Genomic DNA, 16,524 nt, shown 5'->3' with positions numbered 1-16,524 from the left:
GATGGGTCGGCAAGGGACGTTCTGACGTGTGACGAATTCTGTGAAACTGATCATTGCCGCTATTTACGTCGTATCCATTGCGTACGTCCACTTGCGCGGACGCGTGCGCCACAAGCTGGGCCGCCAACTGAGCGACCACTCGACGTTTCTGGCGCCGATCAACTGCTTCCTTTATCTGTTCTCGAAAATCCCCAACAAGCCTTATCTCAACCCGGCCGACTTCCCTGATTTGAGTCCGCTGCAGGACCATTGGGAAGAAATTCGCGCCGAGGGCCAGGACCTGCTCAAGGCCGGAGAGATCAAGCGCTCGAATCAATACGACGACGTCGGCTTCAACTCGTTCTTCAAGACTGGCTGGAAACGTTTCTACCTGAAGTGGTACGGCGACAGCCATCCTTCGGCCCTGAAACTCTGCCCGCGTACCACCGAACTGGTGCAAAGCATCGGCTCGATCAAAGCCGCGATGTTCGCCGAGTTGCCACCGGGTTCGAAACTGGTCCGTCACCGCGATCCTTATGCCGGTTCCTACCGTTATCACCTGGGCCTGGAAACACCGAACGATGCCGGTTGCTACATCAACGTCGATGGCGAGAACTACCACTGGCGCGACGGTGAAGCGGTCATGTTCGACGAGACCTTCATTCATTACGCCGAAAACGCCACCCAGCAGAACCGCATTATTCTGTTCTGTGACGTTGAGCGTCCGATGAAGTATCGCTGGGCGGCGGTGTTCAATGGCTGGTTCAGCCGAAACGTGATGTCGGCGGCAGGCGCGCCTAACGATGTGGGTGACAAGACTGGCGGTATCAACCGATTGTTTGCCAAAATCTACAAGATTCGCCTGCGCGGCAAGGCGCTGAAGAAGCGCAACCGCAAGCTCTATTACCTGGAGAAGTGGGCGATTTTCGGTGGCCTGTTGGCGATTATCGTTCTGATCTGAAGACGCCTTCGCTGGCAAGCCATGCTCCTACAGGGGGCGTGTGATCAACAGCGTTTGTTGTGAACAACACAAAACCCGTAGGAGCATGGCTTGCCCGCGAAGAGGCCATAAAACTCACCGCAACTCTTCAATCAACCGCTAGACCGTTTGGTAGCCTTCTTCGCTGTTGTTGCTTTGGCTGCCGGCTTACTCGGGGTTTTGCCCGCACTCTTGCCACCGAGGCTGCGTTTAAGCAGCTCGGTCAAATCAATAACATCCGCAGTTTTACGCTCCTCTTCGCCCGTCGCCGTTTCCACATCCTCGATCTTGCCTTCATTAGCCTTCCTCTCAACCAGCGCCATGATCTTGTCTTCAAAACTGTCGCGATAATCCTCGGGCTTCCAGTCGGCTCTCATGTCTTCAACCAGTCGTTTGGCCATGTCCAGTTCGCCCTTGGCCAGTTCGGGCTTGGTGACTTCACTGCCCAACTCTAGCGTATCCAGACTTCGCACTTCGGCAGGCCAGCGCAGCATCACCAGCACCATCGCCGACTCCAGTGGCATCAGCGCCGCCAGATGCTGGCGGGTATGCAAGACCACGTGGGCGAGGGCGACCTTATTGGTTTTGCTGAGGGTTTCGCGCAACAACGCATACACCTTGCCACCGCGTTTATCCGGCGCCAGGTAATACGGCGTATCGATGTTTTGCAGTGGGATCTGTTCGCTGTCGACAAAGGAAAAGATGTCGATGGTCTGAGTGGACAGTGGGTGCGCCGACTTGATTTCCTCTTCGCTGAGGACCACATACCGACCCTTTTCGTACTGCACACCTTTAACGATGTGTTCCTTGGTGACTTCCTTGCCGGTGACCTTGTTGACGCGCTTATAGCCCACCGGATCCATGCTGCGGCTGTCGAGCCAGTCGAAATCCACCCCTTGAGAAGACGTCGCCGAGACCAGCGCGACAGGGATATGCACCAGACCGAAACTGATTGCGCCTTTCCAGATTGCCCGTGCCATTGTCGTCTTCTCGCGAGTGATGTTCAGGTGACCGGTGACGCTGTGCAAAAGTTTCAGCGGGTGGCGGCCCGGTCCTGGGGGCGGATTGGCGGTGGGGTCAACTCGTGTTACATCTTGTGAAGGAGGTTTTAGTTAACAAATCCGAGCCTCGGGCGTAGCGTGCTAGCGAAGACCCTATCCACGCTGATGTCGAGAGGCTCCCCATGAACAGATTTGTGCTCGGCTGCACCGCGTTGGCGTTGAGTGGCGTGCTGAGCAATGTGGCCCAGGCTGACACCGCAGCGCCACCTTCTTCATTGCTGTTGGCCCAGAGCCCGACGGGCAACACCAGCAATCCTTACAACAGCCCGATCCGCCGGGCCAATCCCAACAGCATGCAAGGCACGCAACCCAGCGCGCCGGCCAACCGTGGGCCGAACACAGTGCCTGTGCCACGCCCCCCGACGCTTGACAATGGTGGCGTCGGCAACCGATATCCCCAAGACCGGCCGCCTCCCGCCACCCCACCGACATTCATCCCCAATCCACCTCATCGAGACGCAGACACCAGCAACCGTTGAACAACAGGACAGCGTTCTTTCAAGCCATTCGAACGACAAAAGGAATCGTGCATGTTGCGTAAGACCTTTCTGGCCACGCTGTGTGCCAGCGCACTGATCACCGCCACGGCACCCGTTTTCGCGGCGCCGACCCAGAATTTTAAAAGCGAACAGGGCACCCTTGAGGTGACGCCGATTACCAAGGGGCTCGAACATCCCTGGGCGTTGGCGTTTCTGCCCGATCGTCAAGGGATGCTGGTGACCGAACGGCCCGGCAACCTGCGGGTGGTCAGCGCCGACGGTAAACTTTCCACTCCTCTCAGTGGCGTACCAACGGTGTGGGCCAAGGGGCAGGGCGGTCTGCTGGATGTGGTGTTGTCGCCTGACTTCAAGCAAGACCGCACGGTCTATCTGTCTTATGCCGAAGGTGGCGGTGAGGGCGACAAGGCCGGGACGGCGGTCGGTCGCGGACGTTTGTCTGACGACCTGACGGCCATCAAGGATTTCAAAGTGATCTTTCGCCAGGAGCCCAAGCTTTCGGTCGGTAACCACTTTGGTTCGCGCCTGGTGTTCGACCGCGACGGCTATCTGTTCATCACCCTTGGCGAGAACAACGACCGGCCGACTGCTCAGGACCTCGACAAGCTGCAAGGCAAGATCGTGCGGATTTATCCGGACGGCAAGGTGCCAGATGACAACCCCTTTGTCGGTCAGGCCGGCGTACGCCCGGAAATCTGGTCCTACGGCCAGCGCAATCCGCAAGGCGCGGCGCTCAATCCCTGGACCGGCACCCTCTGGGAAAACGAGCACGGTCCCCTGGGTGGCGACGAAATCAATATCATCGAGCGTGGCAAGAACTACGGCTGGCCGATGGCAACCCACGGTATCAACTATTCCGGCCAGCCGATTCCGGAAGCCAAGGGCAAATCCGCCGAAGGCGCCGTTGCACCGCACCATGTCTGGGAAAAGTCCCCCGGCCTCAGCGGCATGGTGTTCTACGATGCTGACCGCTTCAAGGCCTGGCAGCACAACGTGTTTATCGGCGCGCTGGTGAGTCAGGAGTTGATCCGCTTGCAGTTTGACGGCGACAAAGTGGTGCACGAAGAGCGTTTGCTCGGCGAACTCAACAAGCGCATTCGCGATGTGCGGCAAGGGCCGGACGGGTATTTGTATGTGTTGACCGATGAAGACGACGGGGCACTGTACAAGATCGGCCTCAAATAAACCCATACCCTGTAATTGGATGGACTCGCCCAAGCCGAGGCGTCAATTCTGTCAACTCGGTACAGCTCAATACCCGCGCTGGCTGATTTACGGCCGCTTCGCAGCCGGACGCAGGCTTCGCCAGCTGCTACAGGGATTGTGAAACTCATGATCGGGCATAGAGGATGACCGCAGCCCGAAGCTTGCCCCGGCCGAAGCTGCACATCTTGTCGAACTCCCCATGACTGACCGGCAAATGCTGGCAGTCCATGGGCTGACGATGCTGGCTGTGGTCGACATCCGGGTCGTGCAGGTACACGAACTCTTCATCGCAATCGGTGACGATCACCCAATGTGGTGACTTCGAGCGGGTGAGTCTATAACAGCTGATCAGCACCAACGGCTGGCCGCCAGTGTCCAGCAGCCGGCGCAGATCCAGTGGCCCCCCAATCACCCGTTCGACGTTAGTGGCTTGCAACTGCTGCGTAAACTCCTCGTGCACCAGACGCATTACGTCTTTTTTATGCTCATCGCGCACGCCATCGAGAAACAACGGCCCGGCCATGCTCAGTTGCAGGCCCACCCGAAACCCCCGTCGTGATGCCGCCAATGCAAGGCCTTGAGGGCTGCAGCCACCGTGACCGGAGGTCATGAACACGGTGGTCGCCTCGCGCCAGATCTGCAACTCTTCGCGGCGCTCCAGCACTCGATCCTGTTGCAGTGCACCCATAGCCATCAGCAGGCAGGCCGGGCCACAGGTGAAATCGGTGGTCTGCGGGTAATAAGGCACCTTGATATTGCGTGAGTCGCGATGCTCAAGGATGCGCTTTTCCAGCCGCAGCGCGTCGGCATGGTCCTGGTAATAGTCGTGAATCAGTGCAAAGCGTCGGTAACCATTGCGCTCATACAGGGCAATCGCCGCTGGATTGTCGATGCGCACTTCCAGCCGCAGGTAGGCGCAGTCGTGCTCGAGGGCGCTGGCCTCGATGCGTTCGAGCAATCGCCTGCCCAGCCCGCTGCCGCGCGCCTCGGTCGCGATTGCAATTGAATAAAGCCGAGCCAACGAGGTGCCGCGGTGAAACAGCACGACCGCGTAACCCACCAGATGCTCGCCACGCTGGGCTACCAGCAATTGCCCGTGCGCTCGAGTGATCATCCATAAAAAACTGCGGCTGTTGAGCCGATCCGTGGTGAAGCATTGCTGTTCAAGTTCCAGCAATGCGGGCAAGTCTTCAACGACCGCCAAGCGAAAAACCAGATTCATATGACCACCGTAAAAGTTGCGTAACGAAACGCGACTTTCTAAAAAGTTCGTGCTTAATAGGAAAGGTCTTGTTCTCCAACGGATCAATCACTATGTCAGCGGTACAAGGTCATTGGCGCGAAGTATCCGAGCAAACTTTGCCGGCAGCAACGTATTTAAATGATGGAGTTAGAACTTCCAGCCAATTGATTATCATCGTCGAACGCAAGGAAGACTGGACCTCCTACTTCCCCAGTGAAGACATCGTCAGCGCCCAGGAGTACCTCGAACAAACCCGCGCCAATGAGCAGGGCAAACGGGTCCAGGTGATTAATCTGTGCCGCAGCTACAAGTACCTGGGGCACGGTTACTACTGTTCGCTGCTGGCCGAAGCCCGTGGGCACAAGGTGATTCCGTCGGTGCGTACCATCAGCGAACTGACTCGAAAATCCTTGTACGGCCTGGCCCTGGATGATCTGGATAAAACCCTGGAAAAAGCCCTCAGTCATCATCTTTACAGCGATACAGAAGGCTTTACCCTGACACTGTACTTTGGCAAGACTAATATCGAGCCGTTGCAGGATCTGGCGCGACAGTTGTTCGAGGTCTTTCCGTGCCCGATATTGTTAGTTGAGTTTCGTCGAACGAATGGTTGGCACATCGAAGGCATAAAGTCCGGCGCCTTACATAAGTTGCGCGAAGATCAGGAAGACCAGTTCGCTAACGCACTCGACAGTTTCAGCCGCAAGATCTGGCGCGTACCGCGTTCCCGGCGTTTGGCCCGTTATGACCTGGCAATCCTCCACGATCCCCAGGAAGCGTTGCCGCCTTCAAATGCCAAGGCGCTGGACAACTTCGTCAGGGTTGGCAAGACGTTGGGCATCGACGTCGAGCTGATTGAGCGCAAGGACTACGCGCGTATCGCCGAATACGACGGGCTGCTGATCCGCGAGACGACAAGCGTCGACAACCACACCTACCGCTTTGCCAAGAAAGCAGAGAGCGAAGGGCTGGTGGTGATGGACGACCCGGCGTCAATTTTGCGTTGCACCAACAAGGTGTACCTGACCGATCTGCTCAAGAGCCATCAACTGGGCATGCCCGCCACCGAGATTCTCTACAAAGAGCGACCGGAAGACTTTGAGCGGGTGGGCGAGCGCCTCGGTTTCCCGTTGGTATTGAAGATTCCCGACGGCTGTTTCTCACGAGGTGTGATCAAGGTCGAAAGCCAGCAAGCCTTGCTCGAAGCCACGGCCGAACTGTTTGAACATTCCGTGCTGTTGCTGGCCCAGGAGTTCTTCTACACCGAATACGACTGGCGCATCGGCGTACTCAACCGAAAACCGATCTTTGCCTGCCAGTACTTTATGTCCAAGGGCCATTGGCAGATCTACAACCACAAGGCCAAGGGCCAGGACATCAACGGCGAATGCCGCACCCTGGCCGTTCACGAAGCCCCGCGGGCGGTGGTGGAACTGGCGGTGAAGACTGCGAACCTGATCGGCGATGGCCTCTACGGTGTCGATCTCAAGCAGTCCGGCGACAAAGTGGTGGTGATCGAGGTCAACGACAACCCGAACATGGACGCCGGCATCGAAGACGCTTACTTGCAGGACGATCTGTATTCGCTGGTGTTGGAAGAGTTCGTTCGTCGCCTGGAACTCAAGCGCCGCGGCCAGACGTGGTGAGCGGCGGATGATCAAGAGCTTTCAACTGATTCACGGCGCCCTGAAAGCGGTCGAACGGCTGGACGCCGAAGTGATGCTGTTCAACAACCCCGATGCGGCCGAGCGGGACTTGCTGCACAGCCATTTCAAAGTCGATGAACACGCCCTGGCCTCGGCCCTGGACCCCGACGAGGTGTCACGCATCGAGTTTCACCCCGACAACCTGTTCCTGATCTGGAAACGCCCGGAAAACTATTCCGGTGCCGGTAGCCTGGCCTTCGAAGTGTCGTCCTGCGGTTTGCTGTTTTCCGAGCATCGTTTGCTGGTGATCGCCACCGACGACTCGCCGCTCAGTGGCCTCGGCATGCGCCAGCCTCTGAATACGCCGCTGGATGTGTTGCTCGACCTGCTGTTCAACAACATCCATCACTATTTGGGCCACCTGAAGGTGATCAAGCTGGTTGCCCGGGAATTGCAGCAGAAGTTCAACGCGTCGATGCAGAACCAGCACCTGATCCAGATGTTCAACCTCAGCGAAAGCCTGATTTATTACATCAACGCGATTCACAGCAACGGCGCAGTCCTGACCCGGTTGCGCAATCACGCCGCAAAGGAACATTTCAGCGCCGAAGCCATTGGGCTGATCGACGACCTGATCATCGAAAACAACCAGTGCTACAAACAGGCGGAAATTTACTCCACGGTGTTCTCTGGCCTCATCGACGCCCGGGGCAACCTGATGAACAACAGCATGAACAATCTGCTGCGCAAACTGACGTTGATCAATGTGGTGTTTCTGCCGCTGAACCTGATTGCAAGTATTGGCGGCATGTCCGAGTTCAGCATGATGACGGCGGGCGTGCCGTGGTGGGTTTCATATCCGCTGTTTCTGACCGCGATGATGATTGGAGCTGGAGTGATGGTGCTCGGGCTCAGGCGGTTGGCAAAGTGACGGCCTTTCTCCGATCCTGCAAGCCACGGACGACGAGGTACAACAACGGCCCAACGGACACAAAAATCGCCGTGATCAGCCAGTAGGGCATCACCGACAACGCTGACTGCCCACGCTTGCGTGCATCCTTGTACATCCACACGCCGGCTAATGTCGCCAGCAGGTACAAATCAATCACCACCTGCGCAGTATCAGGTCGCAACATCAGGCTGATGCCGAAATCGATTAACGACTGCTCGGCCTGGAGCATCACCGAAACGGTGTAACCCGCGAAGGCAATAAGGGCAATGAGGGGCAGGGCGACAGACTTCATGGTTTCCTTCCTTGGGACGATGAGCAGAATCGTCAGCCTACAGCGGCCGAGGAAAATTGGCCATTGACTTGCCATCAGCGCCCGGCTAATTTCCAGCCATGACTTCCACCGTATTGCGCTGCCAGCCAAGCATTATTACCGCCATTCCTTATTTGGCGGGCTAGCTCACGATTGCAGCACCCAACCCGCCCTAGAGGCGGGTTTTTACTTTCTGTCTCTTGGGCTCCGATCAAAGTCAGGAGACAACCATGAGCAGCATCCCCGCCCAGCAGGCCTTGCTTGAGCATTACGTGAAAAAGATCCTTGCCGCGCCAGTGTATGAACTCGCGGTGCGTACGCCGTTGCAATCGGCGCCAGCACTGTCCGAGGCGCTCGGCAATCAGATCCTGCTCAAGCGCGAAGACTTGCAGCCGACCTTTTCCTTCAAGATCCGCGGTGCCTACAACAAACTGGTGCAACTGAGCGATGAGCAAAAGGCGCGCGGGGTGGTCACGGCTTCGGCAGGCAATCATGCCCAGGGCGTGGCGCTGGCGGCGCGTGAATTGGGGATCGCCGCAACGATTGTGATGCCGTGCACGACGCCGGAATTGAAGGTGCTCGGTGTGCGCAGTCGGGGCGCCGATGCGGTGCTGTACGGCGAAAGTTTTCCGTTTGCGCTGGAATATGCGCTGAGCCTGGCGCGGCAAACCGGTCGCACCTTTGTCTCGCCCTTCGACGACCCGGACGTGATCGCCGGGCAGGGCACCGTTGCCATGGAAATCCTGCGTCAGCATCAAGGGCCGCTGGATGCGATCTTCGTCCCGGTGGGGGGGGGTGGCCTGATCGCTGGCGTTGCGGCGTACGTCAAATACCTGCGACCTGAAGTCCGCATTATCGGCGTCGAGTCAGAACATTCCGCCTGTCTGTATGCCGCATTGCAGGCCAGAGAGCGAGTTGTCCTGCCGAGTGTAGGAACGTTCGCCGATGGCGTGGCAGTGGCGCAGATCGGCGCTTATGGCTACGAAGTCTGCCGGTTCTGCGTCGATGAAGTGATCACAGTGAGCAACGATGAACTCTGCGCCGCCATCAAGAACATCTACGACGATACCCGCTCGATCACCGAACCTTCTGGTGCATTGGCCGTGGCCGGAATCAAAAAATATGTGGCGCAAACCGGTAGCCGAGGTCAGACCCTGGTCGCCATCGACTCGGGGGCGAACATCAATTTTGATAGTTTGCGGCATGTGGCCGAACGCGCCGCATTGAGCGGCGCCCCGGTATAAGGGATGTCAGGCCAGCAGTGGGCGCAGGAAGGTCCGCTCATAACTGACGATAAACTGTTTATCGACCAGCGAAGCCACGAGCGCGGTGCTTTCGGCGTCAGTCATCGCGATATGCCGGTAGCTTTCGTAGTCCGCCAGCGAAGGAAAACTGAACAGGCAGTAGGCGATATTGCTCGCGCCCTCCGAAGGCAGGAAGTACCCGTGGTGCGTACCGCCCAACCGCTCGACGATGCCGAGCCAGGCCTTGGCGTAGGCTTCGAATTCACTGAGTTGATACGGGTCGATCACATATTTGACGTGGCAGGTAATCAAAATAGTGCTCCTGTGGCGAGTTATTCCTGGATGCTTTCTCGACCTTGCTCGACGCCGACCCTATCGGGTAGCGGACTTCGACGTCTTTAGGCACGTAGAGCACGATCGGCAGTTTGCTGTTGTAGCGGAGCATGAACCCGTCACCGACCACGGGCACGAAGTTCTTTTTGCTCGTGCCCTCCGGGCAGGCCAGCAGCGTGCTCATCGGGTCGATAGTTCAGCAACAATCAGCCCAACGGTAGTGATTAAGGTCAACGAACCCATCGTGCCTCCTTGCGTGTGTGTGGGGGCGGCGGATACTGAATGTCTGGCCGCATTCTTACTGCCGTCAGCTGCGAATGCAAACTCAGAGATGTGTGCAAATTGCAGGGGCACAACCGGCCTTTCTTGCAGACTGCATGAGGCCATTTAGCGGTGGTTTCGCTAAATCTTTGATTTACCGATGAGCTGCAGGGCGAAATCCTGGGCATGTTTTATGCTGTAGTTGGTCTTGAGCTGACCGGGGATTTCATTGAGTCAGTGTCGATAGTTGATTGGCAGTCTCACATTAAGGAGAGGGTCGCCATGTTTCTTTCTGCCTTGGAACTTCGCAATATCATTGAAAGCAGTTTTCTGCCGAAACGTTGTCAATGCACGCTGTCGCCGGACCTGTCGATGACCGTTAAGGTGTATTCCGATCGTGAAACCGATCACCTCGATCTAATGAAGACAGGAATAAATGCCAAACAGCTAAATGGTTGTCGAGAAATCAATGACCTGATTGCTGGACTGCGTTCTGACATGCAGCGTCAGGCCGATGCCCGGCCCCTGCATCCAGACAGGAAAGCGCTTTAACCCACGGTTTCGAGTTCTACCGACACGCGCTTGGCCTGGAAAAACGCCAGGCCCAGCGCCAGCTCGACCACCACTGCAAGCAATATGCCCGGACCGGCATGGCCATTGAGCCATTCGCCGAAGCCCAGTACTGCCAACCCCCAACAGCCGACCATGAAGCCATTGCTCAACGCATGGCGGGTAATCGAAGGCGGCTCGTTTCGAACCAGATAAAACATCACGCCCAACGCCGCGAACAGCACCGCGCTGCGCCGCGCGACTACGCCCACCGCCAACGAGTATTCGATGCTCCAGGTTGACAGCAACCCGTCTGGTATCAAACCCCAGACCAGGGCCAGCAAAAAACACAGAAAGGACGTGAAGGTCGACAAGGTACGAAACGATAACTGCATGGCGAATCCTTGCGGCAGTGGGGGTAGGCGCAGAGCATAGCGCCAGAACCCCTTAAAGGAATACCGCAACGTGTTGAATCAGACCTTTCAGTCAGTTTTGATAACTGCAAGCGTCGGAAAACTTCAGGTAGGTGATTTCTGCAGGTTTGCCCGAGGTGTCGATGTACTTCATCTCCGCCGTTATCACTTTGCACTCCAGCGTATTCGGTTCAGTCATGGCAACGACCTTACCCACGTGAAGCGGCATGCCATAGTGATAGGGCACGGCCTGGGAAGTTGAAGTGTCATTGGCCTGAGCCAGTCCGGCGAACGCGGTGCAGGCGAGGGCGGTGGTCATCAGCAAAGTGTGCATGTTCATGAAGGGTCTCCGGTGCAGGCGTAAAGTCAGCTCGGCGTGTGAGGCGCCGAACCTGCCGCACTGGGCGTCAGAAGAGTCTGAAGGCGTGCGGTCCAGTAAAGGTTTGGACCGCGGGGTTAAGCGATGGTTAACCCCGCTGAATGCCGTCTGTCGCGATGATGTTTCTGACAGAGAATTCATACAGGTAAAAAAACTGAGGGAGCTTCGGCCCGGTCCTACACGCTCGGGCGCTTTGTCGTCTTTCGCCGGCAAGCCACCAGCGTTTACTGTTTGGCGTCGCTGCAAAATCAGCGAACAGGTTTGGTCACCTGATTAACACTGCACATATATGTGCCATCATTCGCGCTGCGGACTTCTACGTCTCGTAGTGCGTTGCAATGGTGGCTGTGTGCAGGACGCTTTCGGGCGAGCCGTTTTGAGTGTTAGCGGTTGACCAAGCCTGTACACAGCCGCCTCCATCGTTTGGTCACGGTGCTGGCGATTACTAATTAATACTCGAGTAATTACTATGCCAACGCTAAATCCGTTTCCCGATCGCTATCGCTCAATCAAAAGCAGCGTTACCGACTCAAACCCAATGGTCATCGATACAGAGGCCGATCCCCAAGACATACTCGAAGCCGCTTTACAGCGCATCCGAGCCTCCAGCCAGTTACTTGAAACGCTCCATTGCCAGTGTTTCAGGAACGGTGATGTTCAAGACATTCCGCACATTACGCATGCGCTTTATCTGCTGACGCAGGATGGGTGCGATTTGCTGAAGGTTGCTCAGCAGCGGATGATGGGGTGGAAGGCGCCGGTCTGACGCTATACCTCAACGAACAAGCCAGGCTCCTGTGGAGCCGGCTTGTCTGGGAGGGGAATGATCAGTCAGATTAGCTGATGACGATACGGCAAATCCGGCCCGGTCTTGCTGCAGGTCAGCGCCGCGGCCTGCACTGCAAACTTCAGCATCCCGTCGATCTGCTCGCGGCCGAGCGATTGCACGCCCTCAACCGAGTCCAGCTGCTGCTCGGTCAGCCAGGTAATCAGCGCCGCCTGAAACGTATCGCCAGCCCCCACGGTATCGGCAATCTTCACCGAACACGCCGACACCGACCACGAACCATGGCCCTTGCTGAACACCGTCGCCCCCTCGCCACCACGGGTCAGAAACACCAACTGACAGCGATGCCGCAGCCAGCCTTCAATCACCCGTTGCGGATCCTGCTCGGGGTACAACAGGCTCAAATCCTCATCGCTGACTTTGATCAGGTCAGCCAGCTCAACCAAGGTGGCAACACGCGAACGCCACAGGTCGATATTCGGCTCAGGGTTGAGCCGTACGTTCGGATCAAGACTGATCAAACGTTTGCCGCTTTCCCGGCGTACCAGTGCCAGCAGCGTGTCAGCAATCGGCTGAACAACCAGCGAAAACGAGCCAATGTGCAGGCCGCGCACGTCAGGTCCCAGTTCCGGTAGATGCTCGGTTTTTAGCTGACGATCAGCGCAGCCTTCGCCCCGGAAGCTGTAATGAGGTGAACCATTGGCACCGACGGCAACCATCGCCAGGGTCGTAGGCGCAGCGAAATCCACCAGGTAATCCGGGCGCACACCTTCATCCTGCAACACCTGCTGCAAGCGCCGGCCGAGGTAGTCGGTGGACAGGCCGGCAAACAGCGCAGCCTCCACCCCCAAACGGCGCAAACCGACCGCCACGTTGAACGGCGAACCACCGGCAATCGCCTTGAAATTCACCTTTGAAGCCAGGCCGCTGGCGTCGTCTTCACTGAAGAAATCGAACAGCGCTTCGCCACACACCAGGTACATAGTTATTCACTCTTTAAAGGGTTGCGACATGCTGTTGATAGCGTTCGTAGGCCTGCTGACAGGTCGCCACATTGTCGGCGATCGGCAAGGTTTCGCTGGCCGGATCGAGCTTCACGCAACGCTCGCAAAGATCCGCCAGGCTGTGTTCATGCCCGTTTGCCCAGGACGTGCACCACGCCGCCTGAATCGCCGCGCCGAGGGCTGCGGCTTCGCTTTGTTCGGTGCAGATCACCGGAGTGTTCATGATGTCAGCGACGATCTGCCGCCACACCGGGCTTTTCGAGCCGCCGCCAATCAGGCAGATGCGCAGGCTTTGTAAGCCATTCTGGCGCAGCAGGTCCAGTCCATAACGCAACCCGAAGGTGGTGCCTTCCACCACAGCGCGGCACAGGTTGGCCTGGGTCAGGTTGGTCATCGTCAATCCCAGTAAGCTACCGGTGGCATGGGGCAGGGCGGGGACACGCTCGCCGTTGAGGAACGGCTGCATGCACACGCCTTCGGCACCGATTGGCGCTTGCTCAACGAGGGCGTTGAACGGCGCGATATCCAGCTCGAACAACTCGCGAATCACACCGGTGGCATTGGTCAGGTTCATGGTGCAGATCAGCGGCAGCCAGCCACCACTGGAGGAGCAGAACGTTGCGACTGAAGCGTCCGGACTGACGGTCGGTTGATCAGCATAGGCGTACACCGTCCCCGAAGAACCGAGGCTCATGGTGATTGCGCCGGGTTTGATGTTGCCCGTGCCGATGGCGCCCATCATGTTGTCGCCACCGCCGCTGGAGACCAGCGCCTGCGGGTTGATGCCCAGGTGTTCAGCGATGCTGGGCAGGATCGTACCGAGCGCTTGATGGGCATCGATCAACTCCGGCAGCGCGGCTTGCAGACGCCCGGTGGAATCAATGTCGCGCAGCAGTTGCAAGTCCCACTGGCGGGTGCGTACGTTGAAATACCCGGTGCCCGAGGCGTCGCCGTACTCACTGCAACTGCGGCCGGTGAGCCAATAGTTGAGGTAGTCATGGGGCAGCAGGGTGCGCGCGATGCGAGCGAAAATCTGCGGGTGCTGTTCTTTGGTCCAGAGCAGTTTGGACACGGTGTAGCCCGGCGCGATGACCACGCCGAGGCGTTCCAGCGAACCTTTTTCGCCACCCAGATGGGCAAGCAGACGGTCGTTTTCCGGGGTGGATTCGGTGTCACACCAAAGCTTGGCCGGACGCAGCACCTGGCCTTGGTCGTCGAGCAGCACCAGCCCATGTTGCTGGCCGGAGACGCCGAGGCCGAGGATGTCCTGGCCGTCGACCTTCGCCGCGAGCAATGCACGGCGCGTGGCAAGCGCGAAGGCTTCCAGCCATTGGGAAGTGTCTTGCTCGCGGCGGCCGTTGGCGCCGGTGATCAAGGTATGGGCGGCGGCACCCTGGCCCAGCACCTGACCGCTGATGGCGTCGAGGACGATGGCTTTGGTGCCTTGGGTGCCGCAGTCGATGCCGAGGAATAGTTGTTGGTTTGTCATGTGTGCCCCGCACAGATCGTTCCCACGCTCTGCGTGGGAATGCCGCAATGGACGCTCTGCGTCCGTTTCTGAATGGGACGCGGAGCGTCCCGGGCTGCATTCCCACGCAGAGCGTGGGAACGATCAAGCGGCGAGGATTTTTTCCAACGTCCGCGTCACACCCACATCCCGCAAGCTGTTACAGCACCACTCAAACGCCGCCACAAACTCGGGTGAATGAGGAATCGCCGTGCCAAAGATCTCCTCGACTTCCAGCATCCGCTGAGTGATCAACGCGTCATCCGCCACCAGCGCCTGACAAAACGCCGCGCGCGGATCAGGAATCGCGTAGGTATCGCCATTCTCGTCCACGCCCTTCAAATACAGGGCCCAAGCCGCTACCACCAAGGCCGCACGTTTGGTCTCCTGCCCATCAACAATCAATCGATTGATCGTCGGCACGGTGAACTTCGGAAACTTCGACGAACCGTCCGAACACACACGCTCCAGCTGATCGGCAATCGCCTGATTGGAGAAACGCGCCACCAGGGTGTTCTTGTACTCGGTCAGGTCAATCCCCGGCACGGGTGACAGTTGTGGGGTCACGTCCAGGTCCATGTAGGCACGCATGTAGCGCACGAACAGCGGGTCGTTCATGGTTTCGTGAACGAAGCGGTAACCCTTCAAAAAACCCAGATAAGTGAGTGCCAAGTGACTGCCGTTAAGCAGTTTGATCTTCATCTCTTCGTAAGGCGTGACGTCGTCGGTGAACTGCACGCCGACCTTTTCCCAGGCCGGACGGCCGTTGACGAACTTGTCTTCCAGCACCCATTGCACGAAGGGTTCGCAGACCACCGGCCAGGCATCGTCGAGCGCATGTTTGTCGGCCAGTTGCAGGCGATGTTCGGTGCTGGTCATCGGCGTGATGCGGTCGACCATCGCGTTCGGAAAACTGACATTGCTGGCGATCCAGTCCCGCAGATCGGCATCGCGCAGGGCGGCAAACGCAAGCAACGCTTTACGGGTGACTGCGCCGTTGTGCGGCAGGTTATCGCAGGACATCAAGGTGAACGCAGGCGTGCCGTCTGCTCGGCGTTTGGCCAACGCGGCGCAGAGAAAACCGAACACGGTTTTCGGTGCGTCCGGGTGTGCCAGGTCGTGCTGGATCTGCGGCAGCTGGGCCATGAACTCGCCGTTGCTGTCGTCGATGCAGTAGCCGCCCTCGGTGATGGTCAGCGAAACGATACGGATCTCGGGGCTGGCGAGTTTGTCGATCAGCGCTGCCGCGCCGTCTTCGGCCAGCAGCATGTCGCGAATCGCGCCGATCACCCGGACTTCTGTGTCGTCGGTATCGCCCAGCTCGAACAGGGTGAAGAGGTAATCCTGTTCTTTGAGATCGCTTTGGGCGCGGCGGTCTTCGGCGCGCAGGCCGACACCGCAGATGGCCCAGTCCAGGCCTTCGCCGGTATTCATCAACGCATCGGTGTAATACGCCTGATGCGCCCGGTGGAAACCGCCGACGCCGATGTGCGCGATGCCTTGGCGGGTGTCGCTCAGGGCGTAGGCGGGCAGGGCTACCTCAGGGTCGAGGCGGTTGAGGTTCTGTTTATTGAGTTTCATCACATGCTCTCTGAAATCAGGCCGCGACAATCAGGCGGCAACGCGCAACGGGCGGGTCAGCGCCACGCCGTCGGCATCGAATAAATGGCAGTGTTCGGCGTCCAGGTGCAGGCTCAGCGTCTCGCCATAACGGCTGGCCAGATCGCCGCGAACGCGCATGGTCAAGGCTTCGTCGGACGAGGTCACCACGTGGCAGAAGGTGTCGCTGCCCAGCCGTTCGCTGACGTCCGCCGTGACCTGCAAGGTGCAGTCGCCGGTTTGCGCGAGGTTCAGATGTTCCGGGCGAATGCCCAGGGTGACCGCGCCACCGACGCTCAGGTTGGCACCGCTCAACGGCAACGTGACGCGGGTGCCGGCGTCCAGCAGTACCTCGCAGCTCTGGCTTTCGACGCGGGTGACGTTGCCCTTGAGGAAGCCCATTTTCGGCGTACCAAGGAAACCGGCGACAAACAGGTTGGCGGGCTGGTGATACAGGTCCAGCGGCGAGCCGACTTGTTCGACTTTGCCGCCATTGAGTACGACCACCTTGTCGGCCATGGTCATGGCTTCGACCTGGTCGTGGGTCACGTAGATCATCGTCGCTTGCAGTTCTT

General features: G+C 58.2%; 18 protein-coding genes and 1 pseudogene. 8 read left to right on the top strand and 11 right to left on the bottom strand.

Annotated elements, in window-relative coordinates; all coding sequences use genetic code 11:
- The first annotated feature begins 40 nt into the window (after positions 1 to 40).
- Positions 41 to 940 carry a lipid A hydroxylase LpxO gene (gene lpxO / locus QK293_RS17905; protein WP_282379362.1) on the top strand — a complete coding sequence of 300 codons (900 nt, stop codon included), beginning with the start codon at positions 41 to 43 and terminating at the stop codon, positions 938 to 940.
- Positions 941 to 1,071: 131 nt separating this feature from the next.
- Here the strand turns inward: lpxO and QK293_RS17900 are convergent, their stop codons facing one another.
- Positions 1,072 to 1,938 (bottom strand): Ku protein, encoded by an 867-nt coding sequence (locus tag QK293_RS17900; RefSeq protein ID WP_282379359.1) that lies wholly within the window; start codon positions 1,936 to 1,938, stop codon positions 1,072 to 1,074.
- Positions 1,939 to 2,141: 203 nt separating this feature from the next.
- On the opposite strand from QK293_RS17900, the gene QK293_RS17895 reads away from it, so the two are divergent.
- On the top strand, positions 2,142 to 2,498 hold the full coding sequence (locus QK293_RS17895; RefSeq protein WP_282379357.1) for a hypothetical protein: 357 nt from the start codon (positions 2,142 to 2,144) through the stop codon (positions 2,496 to 2,498).
- Between the two features lie 51 nt (positions 2,499 to 2,549).
- A complete protein-coding gene (locus QK293_RS17890; RefSeq protein ID WP_282379355.1) occupies positions 2,550 to 3,701 on the top strand; it encodes a PQQ-dependent sugar dehydrogenase in 1,152 nt (383 codons plus the stop codon).
- A gap of 145 nt (positions 3,702 to 3,846) precedes the next feature.
- Here the strand turns inward: QK293_RS17890 and rimI are convergent, their stop codons facing one another.
- Positions 3,847 to 4,944: a ribosomal protein S18-alanine N-acetyltransferase gene (rimI, locus tag QK293_RS17885; RefSeq protein WP_282379352.1), complete on the bottom strand. Its 1,098-nt coding sequence runs from the start codon at positions 4,942 to 4,944 to the stop codon at positions 3,847 to 3,849.
- Positions 4,945 to 5,036: 92 nt separating this feature from the next.
- On the opposite strand from rimI, the gene QK293_RS17880 reads away from it, so the two are divergent.
- Positions 5,037 to 6,611 carry a RimK family protein gene (locus tag QK293_RS17880; protein WP_282379351.1) on the top strand — a complete coding sequence of 525 codons (1,575 nt, stop codon included), beginning with the start codon at positions 5,037 to 5,039 and terminating at the stop codon, positions 6,609 to 6,611.
- Between the two features lie 7 nt (positions 6,612 to 6,618).
- Positions 6,619 to 7,542, top strand: coding sequence for a magnesium transporter CorA family protein (locus QK293_RS17875; protein ID WP_282379350.1), 924 nt, complete (start codon positions 6,619 to 6,621; stop codon positions 7,540 to 7,542).
- On the opposite strand, the gene QK293_RS17870 is transcribed toward QK293_RS17875, so the two are convergent.
- A complete protein-coding gene (locus QK293_RS17870) occupies positions 7,523 to 7,855 on the bottom strand; it encodes a DUF2834 domain-containing protein (RefSeq protein WP_282379349.1) in 333 nt (110 codons plus the stop codon). The two genes, QK293_RS17875 and QK293_RS17870, sit on opposite strands and share 20 nt — an antisense overlap.
- Before the next feature lie 248 nt (positions 7,856 to 8,103).
- Here QK293_RS17870 and ilvA point away from each other — a divergent pair, with 248 nt between their 5' ends.
- The gene (ilvA, locus tag QK293_RS17865; RefSeq protein WP_282379348.1) at positions 8,104 to 9,117 is read left to right on the top strand and encodes a threonine ammonia-lyase, biosynthetic; all 1,014 of its coding nucleotides are present in this window, start codon (positions 8,104 to 8,106) and stop codon (positions 9,115 to 9,117) included.
- A 6-nt stretch (positions 9,118 to 9,123) separates the two neighbouring features.
- Here ilvA and QK293_RS17860 read toward each other — a convergent pair whose 3' ends face one another.
- Both QK293_RS17860 and QK293_RS17855 read right to left on the bottom strand, forming a co-directional pair.
- Entirely contained in the window at positions 9,124 to 9,429 is a 306-nt protein-coding gene (locus QK293_RS17860; protein ID WP_282379347.1) for an NIPSNAP family protein, read from the bottom strand.
- A gap of 31 nt (positions 9,430 to 9,460) precedes the next feature.
- Positions 9,461 to 9,637 (bottom strand): annotated as a pseudogene (locus tag QK293_RS17855) (ecotin family protein); the annotation flags it as partial.
- A 356-nt stretch (positions 9,638 to 9,993) separates the two neighbouring features.
- Here QK293_RS17855 and QK293_RS17850 point away from each other — a divergent pair.
- Positions 9,994 to 10,263, top strand: a complete 270-nt coding sequence (locus tag QK293_RS17850; RefSeq protein ID WP_282379346.1) for a DUF1652 domain-containing protein — start codon at positions 9,994 to 9,996, stop codon at positions 10,261 to 10,263.
- Here QK293_RS17850 and QK293_RS17845 read toward each other — a convergent pair.
- Both QK293_RS17845 and QK293_RS17840 read right to left on the bottom strand, forming a co-directional pair.
- Positions 10,260 to 10,655, bottom strand: a complete 396-nt coding sequence (locus tag QK293_RS17845; protein ID WP_282379345.1) for a hypothetical protein — start codon at positions 10,653 to 10,655, stop codon at positions 10,260 to 10,262. The two genes, QK293_RS17850 and QK293_RS17845, sit on opposite strands and share 4 nt — an antisense overlap.
- A gap of 91 nt (positions 10,656 to 10,746) precedes the next feature.
- Complete coding sequence (locus tag QK293_RS17840; RefSeq protein ID WP_282379344.1) at positions 10,747 to 11,013, bottom strand: DUF2790 domain-containing protein; 267 nt, start codon at positions 11,011 to 11,013, stop codon at positions 10,747 to 10,749.
- Positions 11,014 to 11,521: 508 nt separating this feature from the next.
- Between QK293_RS17840 and QK293_RS17835 the strand changes: the two genes are divergently transcribed.
- Positions 11,522 to 11,818, top strand: coding sequence for a hypothetical protein (locus QK293_RS17835; RefSeq protein WP_282379343.1), 297 nt, complete (start codon positions 11,522 to 11,524; stop codon positions 11,816 to 11,818).
- A 65-nt stretch (positions 11,819 to 11,883) separates the two neighbouring features.
- Here the strand turns inward: QK293_RS17835 and QK293_RS17830 are convergent, their stop codons facing one another.
- The 4 genes from QK293_RS17830 to QK293_RS17815 all read right to left on the bottom strand — a co-directional run.
- Positions 11,884 to 12,822: a carbohydrate kinase gene (locus QK293_RS17830; RefSeq protein ID WP_282379342.1), complete on the bottom strand. Its 939-nt coding sequence runs from the start codon at positions 12,820 to 12,822 to the stop codon at positions 11,884 to 11,886.
- A 13-nt stretch (positions 12,823 to 12,835) separates the two neighbouring features.
- Positions 12,836 to 14,332 carry a xylulokinase gene (gene xylB / locus QK293_RS17825; RefSeq protein ID WP_282379341.1) on the bottom strand — a complete coding sequence of 499 codons (1,497 nt, stop codon included), beginning with the start codon at positions 14,330 to 14,332 and terminating at the stop codon, positions 12,836 to 12,838.
- A 123-nt stretch (positions 14,333 to 14,455) separates the two neighbouring features.
- Positions 14,456 to 15,931, bottom strand: coding sequence for a mannitol dehydrogenase family protein (locus QK293_RS17820; RefSeq protein ID WP_282379340.1), 1,476 nt, complete (start codon positions 15,929 to 15,931; stop codon positions 14,456 to 14,458).
- A gap of 30 nt (positions 15,932 to 15,961) precedes the next feature.
- On the bottom strand, positions 15,962 to 16,524 hold a 563-nt coding region (locus QK293_RS17815; RefSeq protein ID WP_282379339.1), incomplete at its 5' end, for a TOBE domain-containing protein.

This window comes from Pseudomonas sp. AL03 (genome assembly GCF_029960815.1).
GTDB lineage: Bacteria > Pseudomonadota > Gammaproteobacteria > Pseudomonadales > Pseudomonadaceae > Aquipseudomonas.
The sequence above is the reverse complement of the archived record's forward strand: the minus strand, read 5'-3'. Positions and strand labels throughout refer to the sequence as shown.

Coding starts and splice junctions, on each gene's coding strand:
- QK293_RS17835 (WP_282379343.1), top strand. CDS start 11,522: ATGCCAACGCTAAATCCGTTTCCCGATCGCTATCGCTCAATCAAAAGC.
- QK293_RS17820 (WP_282379340.1), bottom strand. CDS start 15,931: ATGAAACTCAATAAACAGAACCTCAACCGCCTCGACCCTGAGGTAGCC.
- QK293_RS17830 (WP_282379342.1), bottom strand. CDS start 12,822: ATGTACCTGGTGTGTGGCGAAGCGCTGTTCGATTTCTTCAGTGAAGAC.
- QK293_RS17870 (WP_282379349.1), bottom strand. CDS start 7,855: ATGAAGTCTGTCGCCCTGCCCCTCATTGCCCTTATTGCCTTCGCGGGT.
- QK293_RS17840 (WP_282379344.1), bottom strand. CDS start 11,013: ATGAACATGCACACTTTGCTGATGACCACCGCCCTCGCCTGCACCGCG.
- QK293_RS17895 (WP_282379357.1), top strand. CDS start 2,142: ATGAACAGATTTGTGCTCGGCTGCACCGCGTTGGCGTTGAGTGGCGTG.
- QK293_RS17880 (WP_282379351.1), top strand. CDS start 5,037: ATGTCAGCGGTACAAGGTCATTGGCGCGAAGTATCCGAGCAAACTTTG.
- QK293_RS17890 (WP_282379355.1), top strand. CDS start 2,550: ATGTTGCGTAAGACCTTTCTGGCCACGCTGTGTGCCAGCGCACTGATC.
- ilvA (WP_282379348.1), top strand. CDS start 8,104: ATGAGCAGCATCCCCGCCCAGCAGGCCTTGCTTGAGCATTACGTGAAA.
- QK293_RS17900 (WP_282379359.1), bottom strand. CDS start 1,938: ATGGCACGGGCAATCTGGAAAGGCGCAATCAGTTTCGGTCTGGTGCAT.
- rimI (WP_282379352.1), bottom strand. CDS start 4,944: ATGAATCTGGTTTTTCGCTTGGCGGTCGTTGAAGACTTGCCCGCATTG.
- QK293_RS17875 (WP_282379350.1), top strand. CDS start 6,619: ATGATCAAGAGCTTTCAACTGATTCACGGCGCCCTGAAAGCGGTCGAA.
- QK293_RS17850 (WP_282379346.1), top strand. CDS start 9,994: ATGTTTCTTTCTGCCTTGGAACTTCGCAATATCATTGAAAGCAGTTTT.
- QK293_RS17845 (WP_282379345.1), bottom strand. CDS start 10,655: ATGCAGTTATCGTTTCGTACCTTGTCGACCTTCACGTCCTTTCTGTGT.
- xylB (WP_282379341.1), bottom strand. CDS start 14,332: ATGACAAACCAACAACTATTCCTCGGCATCGACTGCGGCACCCAAGGC.